Origin of the sequence: Peptoniphilus indolicus ATCC 29427, assembly GCF_000227315.1 — a bacterium.
GTDB lineage: Bacteria > Bacillota > Clostridia > Tissierellales > Peptoniphilaceae > Peptoniphilus > Peptoniphilus indolicus.
This window is the reverse complement of sequence record NZ_JH165061.1, coordinates 175,180-188,517: the sequence shown is the minus strand read 5'-3', so window position 1 is coordinate 188,517 and position 13,338 is coordinate 175,180. Positions and strand designations below refer to the sequence as shown.

The 13,338-nt window shown below is 30.6% G+C and carries 11 protein-coding genes; 9 read left to right on the top strand and 2 right to left on the bottom strand.

What is annotated here, in order from left to right:
• Positions 1 to 123: 123 nt before the first annotated feature.
• From HMPREF9129_RS00815 to HMPREF9129_RS00800, 4 genes are all read left to right on the top strand, one after another.
• On the top strand, positions 124 to 969 hold the full coding sequence (locus tag HMPREF9129_RS00815; protein WP_004819313.1) for a stalk domain-containing protein: 846 nt from the start codon (positions 124 to 126) through the stop codon (positions 967 to 969).
• Between the two features lie 19 nt (positions 970 to 988).
• Positions 989 to 1,333: a hypothetical protein gene (locus HMPREF9129_RS00810; protein WP_156792603.1), complete on the top strand. Its 345-nt coding sequence runs from the start codon at positions 989 to 991 to the stop codon at positions 1,331 to 1,333.
• 17 nt (positions 1,334 to 1,350) lie between these two features.
• Complete coding sequence (locus HMPREF9129_RS00805; protein ID WP_040552107.1) at positions 1,351 to 1,923, top strand: hypothetical protein; 573 nt, start codon at positions 1,351 to 1,353, stop codon at positions 1,921 to 1,923.
• Positions 1,924 to 2,162: 239 nt separating this feature from the next.
• Entirely contained in the window at positions 2,163 to 6,620 is a 4,458-nt protein-coding gene (locus HMPREF9129_RS00800) for an S-layer homology domain-containing protein (protein WP_040552105.1), read from the top strand.
• Between the two features lie 103 nt (positions 6,621 to 6,723).
• Here HMPREF9129_RS00800 and HMPREF9129_RS00795 read toward each other — a convergent pair whose 3' ends face one another.
• Positions 6,724 to 7,269 (bottom strand): MarR family transcriptional regulator, encoded by a 546-nt coding sequence (locus tag HMPREF9129_RS00795; protein ID WP_004819305.1) that lies wholly within the window; start codon positions 7,267 to 7,269, stop codon positions 6,724 to 6,726.
• A 122-nt stretch (positions 7,270 to 7,391) separates the two neighbouring features.
• Here HMPREF9129_RS00795 and HMPREF9129_RS00790 point away from each other — a divergent pair, with 122 nt between their 5' ends.
• Positions 7,392 to 8,762, top strand: a complete 1,371-nt coding sequence (locus HMPREF9129_RS00790) for an APC family permease (RefSeq protein WP_004819303.1) — start codon at positions 7,392 to 7,394, stop codon at positions 8,760 to 8,762.
• An 11-nt stretch (positions 8,763 to 8,773) separates the two neighbouring features.
• Positions 8,774 to 9,967, top strand: a complete 1,194-nt coding sequence (locus HMPREF9129_RS00785) for a MalY/PatB family protein (protein WP_004819301.1) — start codon at positions 8,774 to 8,776, stop codon at positions 9,965 to 9,967.
• Between the two features lie 53 nt (positions 9,968 to 10,020).
• Here the strand turns inward: HMPREF9129_RS00785 and HMPREF9129_RS00780 are convergent, their stop codons facing one another.
• Positions 10,021 to 10,413 (bottom strand): zinc ribbon domain-containing protein, encoded by a 393-nt coding sequence (locus HMPREF9129_RS00780; RefSeq protein WP_040552103.1) that lies wholly within the window; start codon positions 10,411 to 10,413, stop codon positions 10,021 to 10,023.
• Positions 10,414 to 10,488: 75 nt separating this feature from the next.
• Between HMPREF9129_RS00780 and HMPREF9129_RS00775 the strand changes: the two genes are divergently transcribed.
• Genes HMPREF9129_RS00775 through HMPREF9129_RS00765 form a run of 3 tightly spaced genes read left to right on the top strand, consistent with a single transcriptional unit; the run spans position 10,489 to position 13,294 of the window.
• Entirely contained in the window at positions 10,489 to 11,310 is an 822-nt protein-coding gene (locus tag HMPREF9129_RS00775) for a tRNA 2-thiocytidine(32) synthetase TtcA (RefSeq protein ID WP_004819298.1), read from the top strand.
• Positions 11,311 to 11,319: 9 nt separating this feature from the next.
• Positions 11,320 to 12,072 (top strand): exodeoxyribonuclease III, encoded by a 753-nt coding sequence (locus tag HMPREF9129_RS00770; RefSeq protein WP_004819295.1) that lies wholly within the window; start codon positions 11,320 to 11,322, stop codon positions 12,070 to 12,072.
• A 7-nt stretch (positions 12,073 to 12,079) separates the two neighbouring features.
• Entirely contained in the window at positions 12,080 to 13,294 is a 1,215-nt protein-coding gene (locus HMPREF9129_RS00765; RefSeq protein WP_004819293.1) for an FprA family A-type flavoprotein, read from the top strand.
• The last annotated feature ends 44 nt before the right edge of the window (positions 13,295 to 13,338 follow it).

Genomic DNA, 13,338 nt, shown 5'->3' with positions numbered 1-13,338 from the left:
TATAAAAAGTTAATGATATAATCCTTTCCAAATGATATATATTATCAAAAAAATGAGATCTAAAGTTTATTTAAAGAAAATAAATTTTGATCTGTAAATAAAAAGAAAAGGAGAGAAAGAAAAATGAAGAAATTATTTTTAACAATTATGGTTTTGGTTTTAATGCTGACATCAAGCGTATTGGCTGCTGGGGAAAATTATGATTTGCCGGTTGAGATTATACACTATTCAAGAGAAGCCGGTAAAAAGTCTATGGCAAACGAGGCCATTATACATACAGCAAAAGTTAAAGAAGAAAATGGGAAGTCCATTTATACAGTATCTTTCAAACCGCTACAATTTAGCGGATTAGAGGGGAAAGTAACTAACTTGTTTGTAATATCAGGAAGTTCTAAAACTGAAGCTAAAAAAATAGAGAAAAGCGATAAGACAGATTTTGAATTTTCAAGAGATATGTTAAAAGAAAAAGAAATTGAAATAGCAGTTTGGGTAGATGCCATGGATGAACTTGCAGGGGGAACTCCGGGTGCCGGAGAGCAAAAGGCAATATTGAGTTTAGATTGGTCTAATGTTGATGTAAAATCACAAAATAATAAAGAAAATAAAGTGAAAGTTGAAGAGAAAAATAGCGATTTAATAAAGATAAATGTAAATGGCAAAGAAGTTCAAATGGATACTAAACCATATATAGAAAATGGCAGAACTATGGTTCCTGTTAGATTTATTTCAGAGGCACTTGGTTTAAAAGTGGATTGGAATGGAGAGGTTCAAAAAGTTTTTATAGATGAAAAAATCAATTTGACAATTGGAAAAGCTGAAATAGAAAAAGATGGAGTAAAAACTAAAATCGACGCTCCGGCAGTTATAAAAGAAAGCAGAACTTTTGTGCCATTAAGAGCAATTGCTGAAATTTCTGGCGCTAAAGTGGATTGGAACGCAGAAACTCGTACAGTGATAATAAAAAAATAGTAAAGGAGAGAAAATGACAATGAATAATAAAATAAATAGAGCGATGGCACTTATGTTGGCATTGCAAATGGCGGCGTCAACTGCTAGTCCGGTTATGGCACAAGTTAGAGCTAGAGGGCCTATGGAAGTGTTGTCTATAAGCAGTCAAAGTACAAATAGCAATCAAGAAGATGTACAGGAATACTTAAAGCGAGAATTGAGGCAAAGAGCAGAAGAAATACAAAATATAATAAATAAACAAAAAGGGAAGGAGAAAGATAGTTATAAAGGTTTAGAAGTAATTATAAAATCTTATAAAGAAAATTTTGAAGATCAGAGTAGTACTGATATTATAAAATTGATAGCACTATTTGAAAAAATTTAGTGCGATATAAAAAGGAAATGAATCAGTATAATGATGAAGATGAAAAAAAAGCAAGTGAAAATATAAAGTCTATAATAACAAAAATAAAAAATGATGAGAAAAAGTTAGAAAAAATAAATCCAAAATCTTCAGATATTAGTGCTCATCTTAGTCTGATAGAAACTGTAAATGAAGAAATAACTCTTGAAGAAGTACTATTAATACTTGTTGAAGGAGATAGCTTAATCAAAAAGAATGAAAGCGAATCAACAAAAGATGTTCCGGCAGATGAGAAAGATGAATCTATAAAAGAGATAGAAGATATACAGGAATACTTAAAGCAAGAATTGAGGAAAAGAGCAGAAGAAATACAAAATATAATAAATAAACAAGAAGGGAAGGACAAAGATAGTTATAAAAATTTAGAAATAATTATAAGAGGATATAAAGAAAATTTTGAGGAAAGTAGCTCTACAGATATTATTAATCTTATAAATAGATATGAAAAACTTATAGCAGTATATAAGAAAGATATAAGTAAAGAAAAAGATTATACAGAACGAAACAGTCAAGATATAGTAAATAAAATTAGGGAACAAGAAAAATTTTAAAAAGAATAAAAATAAACTCAGAAATTAGCCTATTTTTAGATAAAATAGAAAATGCAGATAAAAGCTATGGAATAGATGAACTATTATTTTTACTTGTTGAAGGAGATAGCTTAATCAAGAAGTATACAAAAGATTTAAATAAAAATATATCTCAAGGAGAAATTTTAAATAGCAATAAAAAGGAAAAAGCTGAAAAGAAAGATTCTGACAAAAACAAAAAAATTGAAGATGTGCAAGATGTGAATGAAGAAGGGATATTAAAAAAAGGTCAAACATTAACTTTAAAAGACAAATATGATGAAGGAAAAAATTCAATATATATATTTGAAAGTACGTTACCTGAAGATTTTGAATTGGAATTTGAGGGGGTGACTTATGGAATATATAATGAGGAAGTGGAAGGACAATATACATTAGAGAAAATTAAAGATAGACAATATAAGTTAACAGGGCCAAAAACACATTTAGGAGGTATATATTTTGTAAATATAAAAGATAAAAATGGTAAGTACAAGTTACCTGAAAAAAGAATATATATTGAGGGTGTGGAAGGAATTTATTTGAACCAATGGAAAAATAATAAAACAATAATAAACTCTCCACATTTTATAAATAGTTTGTCATCTGATTTTGAGTATCATAATGGCAAGATAGCAAATGGAGATCCTCAACAAATTGATCTTTTAAATAAAAATATAAGGCTTATTCTAGTAACTACAGCAGGAAGTAGTGCTTTTCAAATATATACGCCACAAGATGAAAAAGGTAATGTTATTGGAAATTTGAACAATGTATTTTATGACTCAAAAGGTACAATAAATTCAGAGTATAAGGCAGGGGCATATATATTAAAAAATAGTGTATATACAAACTTAAAATTTATTCATGAAATAATCAATATGAAAGATTTAGATGGGAATGGACCAGCTAAGTCTGTTAAGGTATATTACTATGGAACAGAAATTCCAACGGAAATATCATATCCTTTTTCGGAATACAAACCGTCTGATAAAGATCCAGCTATAATATTAGGTAAGTATAGACTGCCGGAAAAGACTATTCAACTAAAAATCAAACTTAATACTACAGAAGACAAAGTATTAGAAGTGACAGATAACAATACAGCGGTTGCGGGCAATCCTGCATATGCTTCATATATGGCGGAAGGTTTTAAAGAGTACAAGGGCAAGACGTTAGAAGAAATTGAAAAAATAGTCATAGAAGATAGAGATAGCGATTTAAAAGCACGAGCAACAGCAGATGTTAAAAAGGCAGTAAAGAGTGCGATTATAGATGCTTTAAAGGAAAATAACAGAAAAAGAGCAACGTATTCTGAAATAAAGAAAAATTTAAAAACACTTATAAATGAGTCTTATGAAACATTGTTAGAAATAGAGCAAGGAGCATTTAAAGATAGTAATGTAAATGAGTTTAAAACTGCTTACCAAAAATCACTTGAAACTTTTAGAAATAGTAAGGATGATGCAAGTTTATCTAAAGTTTACGATTCTTTAAATAGTACAAAAAATGCTTTACAGCGAAAAGATAAAGATAATAAATTATTGGAAGCTGCAGTGCAAAGTGCCAGAACTAAAAAGGCAGAAGATTATGAAGAATGGTCTTATGCATTTTTAGAAAAAGCTATAAAGGAATGTGAAGAGGAGTTAAACAAACATTTAAATCCTACTCAAATACAGGATAAGATTAAAAAATTACAAGATATAGAAAAAAGTTTAGTACCTAAGCTTAAAGGGGAAAGACAGTATTTTAAGGTAAAGGGAAGAATTGCCGAGAGTGGGCTTTCTTCTGATTCTATGGCAAATGATGCGATGTCTAAGGAAATCTATATAGAGCAAGTAGCGGGAAAAACTATATATCATTTGTTATTTAAACCTATGGAAGTTATGGGAGTAAAGGCAGAAATTCAGAATTTAAAGCATTTTGAAGATAATCAATTTAAGGAGACAAGTGTAAGATTAAGTAAAAGTCCTGGATATACTAAAGTAATTTCGTTTATAAGAGATAAACAAGATGAAAAAGAGTTCAAGATTCAAACGGGAGCCTATATGACATCAGCAACTATTGACTATAGAGATGCTGATTTGAAGTTAGACAATAACAAAGAAACAATTACGGAAAGTCAATTAAAAGATGCTATTAAGTCAGAAATTCCTAACTTAAGTATTACTGATGAGAAAGACTCAAAAATTAAAACAGATAAAAATATAGAAGATAATATTGGGAACAAAAAGGCACTTGAAGCAGGTGTATATAAAATTCCGTTTGAATGGAAAAGAGATGGCTCAGAAGAAGAGGCTATGGGCAAAGATGCTTTTAGCTTTATAACTGCCAAGGTGGATGGAGAAAAAGCGACCATAACTATAAATACAAGAGAATTAGAAATTAAAAATAATAATGGAGCTTTAAAAGGGCATTTACTGGATTTGTTTATAAAGGATGGAAGTAGTAAGTCCAACAATGAAACGGATAAAAGCAAAGCATTAAAAGGTGAAATTGAAACTACAAAATCTGATTTTAAAACTATAACTAATCCGACAAGTAAGATTAAAAAGTATCCAACTAAGTTTACTTTTACAGTTCCTAAAGAAGTTTTAACTAAAAAGTATGAAGTTAATGTAAGGGTTATTGTAGATATAATGGATATGCTTGCAAATGGAGAACTTGGTTCAGGTAAAGGAAGTAAATCAGCAAAGCTTGTTTTAAATCCTAATTCTGAAAGTCTTAAACCTGTAGTTAATAATAGTGAAAGCAGTACTGACATAAGTCTTACAAAAGATGATTTAAGAAAAGAATATTATAAGTCTTATGCACTGTCTGAGAGAGATTATGAACCAAGTTCATGGAATGTTTTTAAAGAAAAATATGACAAGGCAGCAGATATTTTGATTGAAAATAAAAACTTTACACAAGATGAGATAGATAGAGCTAAAGAAGAATTAGTTAAAGCAAGAAATGGACTTAAGAGACTAAATAATTCTACATCTACTAATGTGGATAGAAGAGTTACTAATGGTACAAATTCAAATATGTATACAATGCGAGTAACTGCATTAGAAGCGGATAGAAATGAAACTTCAATGGCAGCTAATGCCATAGTAAACCCTGTAACTATAAGAGAAGAAAATAATAGATTGTATGCGGATGTTAAAATGCAATCAATCAATTACAGAGGATTTGAAGGAGAAGTTCAAGAGTTATTTAGCTTTAGCGGCAATAGTCGCTATGGAAGTAGAATTCCTGCGCGCAAGTCAGGAAATATATTTACATTTGAAGTTCCAAGGGAAGTTTTAGATAGAAATACAGAAGTTTGGTTAGAAGTCAATGTTGATATGATGGATGCTTTAGCTGGTGGCGGCTATGGATCTGGAAATAGAGTTTTTAGAATGGTGTTTGATCCATCAAATAAAAGTCAAGTAAGCTCAAATTATAATCCAAATTCCAACTCTAGATTTAGCATAAAAGATGAATTAGAGAGAGAAATTAGAAATGGATTGAATTATAATTCTAGAGATTATGAAGATAGATCTTGGAGAGATTTTCAATATTCATTGGATAGGGCAAGAGATGTAGTAAGAGATTATAGAGCTTCTGATAGAGATATAAGTAGGGCGCTAGATGATTTGATTAGAGCGAAGAGAAATCTAATTAAGAATAATACAACAAAGAGCGTTGAAACTAAAAATTCATTAGAAAGTAAGAAAATCAACGAAAATGTAAAGACTTACGAAGTAGGAGTAGAAGTTTTAAGAGCTGATGGAAATGGGACTTCAATGGCAAGAGATGGGGTTCATAAAATAGCTAGAGTTGAAGAAAAAGATGGAAAATTCAAATACTATGTTTCATTTAAGCCTATTGAAAAGTCATTTAAAGGTAAGACTTTAACAGGTAATATAACAAAATTATTCTACTATGATGGCGGCAAGTATGAAGCTACTAATGAAGGTGGCGGAGTTTGGTCATTCACTTTAAATTCTAAAATAGAAGATGTGAAAATTGCTGTTTGGGTAGATGCAATGGATGAATTAAGAGGTGGACGCCCGGGAGCTGGTGAACAAGATGCAATCTTAAGATTTAATTGGTCATCTGCTAAAGATATAACTCCTAAGAAGAATGAGGAAAAGAAAGTAATAAATAAGACTGGCAATCTTTACGATATTCAAAACCACTGGGCAAGAGTAGCTATAGAATTTGGCTTGTCTAAAGGATATTTTGAAGGAGTAGGAGATAACAAATTTGATCCGGATAGAGGTATGACAAGAGGAGAATTTGTAACAGTTCTTGGAAGAATTCAAAAAATTGATAAGAGTAAATATCAAAGTTCTAAGTTCTCAGATGTAAAACAAGGAGAATTTTATGCACCATATGTGAACTGGGCAAGTGAAACGGGAATAGTCAACGGAGTGGGAAATGGAAGATTTAATCCAAATGATGTTATGACTAGAGAACAAATGGCTGTAATAATGGCTAGATATTTAAAAGTTACAGGAGTCACAGTTAAGAATGGTGGAAATTCAGAATTTAAAGACAGTGCTAAGATTTCAAGCTGGGCTAAGGATTCAGTTGAAGAACTTGCAAAAGCTAAGATTGTAAACGGAATGGAAGATGGTACATTTAGTCCTAAAACTCCATTTACAAGAGCTCAAGTAGCCCAAGTGCTATATAATATCTATAAGTAAAAATTAAGAAGCTTTAGGGTCAGACCTTAGAGCTTCTTTTTAAAATTTGTAATAAAGTTTTAAATTAATAAATTAATTTGAGTGTCGGATTGAAAAATTAAAATTATTTATCAGTATCAGAAGTGTTTTCACGTAATATTTTTGTATATTCTAAACAAATTTGGTCAAAAGCTACAAGCTCATCAATTGTAAATTTTTCTAATAACTTTTTTCGAGTTTTTATAATATCTAAATTATCATATTTTTTATGGAGAGTTACGAGTGATTTACCATCATTAGTACACTCTAAATAAAATATTTTTGCATCTTGTTCACTATTTTTACGAGTAACAAGATTTTTCCCTATTAATCTACGAACGATTTGTGATATCGCTGAATTACTACGTCTCCATTTATCAGCTAAATCAGAGACAGTAATATTATTATAATCATAAATATCAGTTAATATATGAATTTCTATCATTGTGGATAACATACCATTACCATAATCGCGTCTAGTATTGTAATAATTAGAGTAAGAAAGTATGAAGTCATACATAGGAGTAACAATTTTATTCAATTCTTTATAGCGTTCATGAATTTTGTCGTCTGTTTCATTAGGTTCTACCCACGTATCAATAATGTTTTCTAAATATAATTTTTTATTCAAGTTTGTGCACCTCTAAAAATATTATAACAATAAAAATTTGAAAATCCATATTGAAAATGTGAGAAAAGAGTATTAAAATATACTTAATAATTAAGTGCCTAAATTATAAAGGGGGTTGTAAAATGAATGTAGCTAGAATTGAGGAGAAATCACTAAAGTTATTTGATGTTTTTAACTTAGGGTTTGGAGGAGCTGTAGGATCAGGGATATTTGTATTAATGGGGTTAGGAATAGAATACACTGGTAAATCTGTAGTATTAGCAGTAGGAGTGGGTTGCCTTGTTATGTTATTAGCCTATTTTTATAATGTACTCTTATCATCGATGTTTGTGTTTAAGGGAGGAGATTATAGTCAGAAAGCTATTTGTTTTGGACCTGTTTTAACTGGTGTAGGAGCATATATAACTTTTATAAATGGGTTTAGTATAGCTATGTATAGTGTTGCAATTGTTGAATACTTATCGATAGTTTTTCCGGAAATATTACCTTATACCAAAATTTTAGCTGTAATAATTATAACGGTATTATTTGGTGCAACAATAAAAGGATCTAAATTTATATCTACTTTAAATAGTATAATGACAGTTGTTTTAATATGTTCTATACTGTCATTTATAATATTTGGTTTGCCAAAAGTTACTACAGGATATTTTAGTGGAACTGATTTTTTTAAAGATAAGATGTCAGGATTTATATCAGCTATAGCTATAATGGGATGGGCTTGCCAAGGGACTACAATGGGTCCTGTATCAGTATCTGCAGTAACTATAAATTCAAAGAGGAATATCCCATTAGGAATACTTTTGGTTACAGTAGTATTGGCTTTAGTATATGCATTAATGTCATATGTAGCAGCGGGCGTATTGCCAATAGATCAAGTAGCGGGTCAAAACTTAAGTGTTGTTGCAAGGGAAATATTTCCAAGTATATTGTTTGTAATTTTTATAATAGGAGGAGCTACATTTGCCATAGCAACTTCGATGATAACAGGTGTGACAATGGTAAGATATCCTATGTTAAAAGTTGCTGAAGATGGATGGTTGCCAAAAGTTTTTACAAAGACTACAGATTCAGGATATCCATGGGCAGTTTACTTACTATATTATATAATAAGTATTATTCCTGTAGTTGGTGGATTTAGCTTAGGAGCAATGGTTTCTTTGGTTATGATACCATCTATGTTAATGAATGCGTATTGCAATGCTAAATGTATAAAATTAATAAAGCAACATGATGAACAATGGGATAAAAGTATATTACATATGCCTAAACTAATGATAAATTTAATTTGTATTGCATCATCAATATGTGCATTAATAGTTTGTTATAATTTATTTATTAGTTTTAAGCCGGTTGAAAAGATATTTATGGTAGCTATTTTATTGTTGGTATTAGTATTATCAGTATTTTGTTTAAAAACTGGAAGAGTAAAAAAGAGTATCTTAGAAGAAAATAGACTTAGAATAATAAAAGAAGCACTAGAAGAAGAATAAGGAGAAAAGATATGAAATATGATTTTGAAACATTAATAGATAGAAAAAAACAAGGGTCATTTAAATGGATAGATATGTATAACAAAAAACCTAATGTATCAGAAAATGTAATACCATTATCTGTAGCAGATATGGAAATTGTGAATGCTCCGGAAATTAGAGAAGGATTAAAGAAATATATAGATGAAACTATTTTAGGTTACACAATCGCAAACGATAGTTTTTATGATGCTGTTATTTCATGGATGGATAGAAGGCACAATTTTAAAATAAAAAAAGAATGGATTATAAATACACCGGGGGTTGTTCCGGCTCTTTTTACAGCAGTTAGAGCGTTTACTCAAAAAAATGAAGGTGTAATTGTTATGTCTCCAGTATATTATCCTTTTTTCAATGCAATAAAATTACAAGATAGAAAAGTTATAAATTGCCCTTTGATTAAAGAGGATGAAAATTATACTATTGATTATGAACTATTAAATGAGCTTGCATCTAAAGAAGAAAATAAAGTATTGCTATTTTGTTCCCCTCACAATCCAGTTGGGAGAGTATGGAAGAAAGAAGAATTAGAAAAAATATCCGAAATAGTATTGAAAAATAATCTTATATTATTGAGTGATGAGATACACCATGATTTAGTAATGAGAGGGAATAAACATCTAGTGCTACAGACTCTAAGTGAAGAATTGGCAGATAAAACTGTAACATTTACAGCACCATCAAAAACATTTAATTTGGCTGGAATGGGAATGTCCAATATTATTATAAAAAATAAGGAATTAAGAGATGAATTTATAGAAGAAGTGAATAACATAAATGGGATAGCGCTAAACGTATTAGGATATAAAGCTTGTGAAATAGCATATAATGAATGTGAAGAATGGTTAGAAGAATGCTTATTACACATAGAAAAAAACCAAAAAATATTTAAAGAGTTTTTCGAGGTAAACTTCCCAGAGATTAAAGTAAAATTAAATGAAGGAACTTATTTACAATGGGTTAATTTTAATTGCTTAGGTATGAACAGCGAAGAACTTGAAGAATTTATGATAAATGAGGCAGAGTTGTTTTTGGATGAAGGATATATATTTGGAGATGGTGGAGAAGGATACGAAAGATTTAATTTAGCTGTGCCTTCAGATGTATTGATAGAAGCATTAAATAGATTGAAAGTTGCTGTTGATAGATTAAAACATAATATTTAATAGATAATAGGGTTCTAATGATTAGATAAATTCACTAGAACCTATTTTTAAATTCAAAATATTTCTTCATCTTCTATTTTATAACCGCACTCTGGGCAGAATTTAAAGTAATCTTCTAATTCAAAACCACAATTAGGGCAGAGGTTATGCTTATGGAAATTTTTAAAATTTGTCTTATGAACTCGCTTTTTAGAGAAGTCTTTCTTTTTATGACTTTTATGAAAAGATATATTTATTCTTAGCTTGTACACCAATAAAAAGATGCCTATTGAAATAATTATAAAGCCACATATATGTAGTGCAGTTACGATGAAAGGGTCTACACCATCTCTTAGTAAAATCATTTTATTTGAAATTGAGAAATAGCTCCAAATAGTTCCTAAGAAAATTAAGGCTATCGCAACTAAAGCTTCTGAAAATTTTGGACCATTTACATTATTTTTCATATAATCACCTATATACATATACCCAATATGTACCGAAATCATGTTATAATAAACTAGGATTAAGGAGAGAGATGATTGAATAATATAAAGGCTTTAAAGGAAATTGAAAGAAGTTTAATAAAAAGTTATAGAAAATATATATGGGTGCCTTTTGTAAAAGGAATTAATGAATTTGACATGATTCAAGATGGAGATAAAATTGCAGTTGCAATCTCAGGGGGGAAAGATTCTCTTACACTTGCAAAATGTCTACAAGAGCTTAAAAGGCATGGGAAGATGAATTTTGAACTTGAATTTATAGCTATGGACCCGGGTTATAACAATAAAAATAGGGAAACACTTAAATACAATTGTGAAAGGCTAGGGATTCCTCTGAAGATCCACAATTCGGATGTGTTTGAAGTTTCTCAAAAAGTATCTGATGGGTATCCATGCTATATGTGCGCAAGAATGAGAAGAGGGAATTTATATGCCAAAGCACAGGAACTGGGTTGTAATAAGTTGGCGCTTGGGCACCATTTTGATGATGTAATAGAAACTATAATGTTGAATATACTTTTTGCAGGAAACTATAAGACTATGATGCCAAAACTTCATTCTCAAAATTTTGAAGGCCTTGAGCTGATAAGACCTATGTACTATGTAAGGGAAGAGTCGGTTATAAATTTTATAAATTCTACAGGACTTCATGCACTTGATTGTGCTTGCGAAGTTGCACAGAAAAAAGAAGAAGGCTCCATGAGAGGCTATATTAAGAATTTAATTGCAAGAGTAGAGGAGAAAAACCCAAATGCCGCAATTAGCATTTTGAGGTCAGCTGAAAATGTTGAATTGGGAGCTATTATAGGATATAAGAATAAAGACGGAAAGAAAATATCTTTTATGGAAGAATATTAGAGGTGAAGATTGAAATTTATATCGTGGAATGTAAACGGACTTAGAGCAGCAGTGAAAAAAGGTTTTTTAGAAAAACTTGCAGAGATGAACCCTGATATAATTGGGCTTCAAGAAATAAAACTTTCAGAAGGACAATTGGAACTTGAACTTGAAGGATATGAATTATATTATAATTATGCAGAGCGAAAGGGATATTCAGGAACGGCAGTTTTTACAAAATTAAAACCGATTTCTGTAACTTATGGAATAGGAATTGAAGAGCATGATACAGAAGGGCGAGTTATAACTCTTGAATTTGAAGATTATTATTTTATAACTTGTTATACACCTAATTCAAAGAGAAAATTGGAACGTTTAGATTACAGAGTAGTTTGGGAAGATGCTTTTAGAAACTATCTAAATGAACTTGATAAAAATAAACCTATAGTGTTGTGTGGAGATTTAAATGTCGCACATAATGAAATTGACTTGGCAAATCCGGATACAAACCATAAATCTGCTGGGTTTAGCGACGAGGAGAGAGCTAAGTTTACAGAACTTTTGGCGAGCGGATATGTAGATACGTTTAGACATTTTTATCCAGATAGAGCCGACGAATATAGCTGGTGGAGTAACTTTAATAAAGCACGTGAGAGAAACATAGGTTGGAGAATAGACTACTTTGTAGTCTCTGAAAGATTTTTAGATAGGATTGAAGATTCTAAGATTCACCAAAGTGTTATGGGGTCTGATCATTGTCCTGTTGAAATTATTTTAAAGTGAGGTAATAATGAACAATTTATTGACAGAAAAAATACAAGAAAACTTATATTACATTGGAGTAAACGACAGAATAACTCAACTTTTTGAGGGGATGTGGCCGCTTCCGGATGGAGTTGCATATAATTCATACTTACTTACAGGGGAAGTTAGCATCTGTATGGATGTTGTAAAAGACACTACAGTGCAAGGATTTTTAGAAAAGTTATATGAAATTTTAGGAGATAAAGAACTTGATTATCTTGTAATAAACCATATTGAACCGGATCACTCGAGTGGGATTGTTGAGTTACTTTCAATATATCCGCATGTAAAAATCATATGTAACAAAAAGACAGTGCCGCTTTTAGAAAGCTACTATGGAATTACAGAAAATATAATCGAAGTAAAAGATGGGGAAGTCTTAAAACTTGGAGATAGAGAACTTACTTTTTATATGACACCAATGGTTCACTGGCCTGAATCGATGGTATGCTACGAAGAGGCTACAAAAACTCTATTCTCTCAAGACATATTTGGTGGATTTGGTACATTAAACGGTGCAATTTTTGATGACGAGGTAAAATTTGACGACTACTATCTATCTGAAACAACTCGTTACTTTATAAATATAGTTGGAAAATATTCAGGACAAGCTTTAAAAGCACTTAATAGATTAGAGAGTCTTGATATAAAAACGATTTGTCCGGTGCATGGAGTTATTTGGAGAAAAGATCCTTCAAAGATATTAGATTTGTATACAAGACTTTCAAAACAAAAAGTTACAGATGGTGTAGTAATAATTTATGGAAGTATGTATGGAAATACAGAGAGAATGGCAGAAGCAGTTGCAAAAGGAGTTGTTGAAGGCGGAATAAGTGATGTCAGAATTAGAGATATCTCAAAAACTAACTTATCGTATCTATTAGCAGATACATGGAAATATAAAGGGGTTATTTTAGGTTCATGCTCTTATAACAACAATATATTCCCACCAATGTCATTCCTAATTGAAGAATTAAAACATCAAAAGATGAAAAATAATATTTGGGGATTCTTCGGCTCATACTCTTGGAGTGGTGGAGCAATGAAAAGATTTGACCAGTTTGCAGAAGAAATGAAGTACAATGTTTTAGATATAAAACCCGAAATCAAAGGTGCTGCAACAGACGAACAAATTCAAGAATTAAAAGATCTTGGAAAAGAAATGGCTAAGAGAATTCTTGCAGATAAAAAAGAAGATTAATTGTGAAAGTAGAACTTGTTAATTCAAGTTCTATTTTTTTTAGA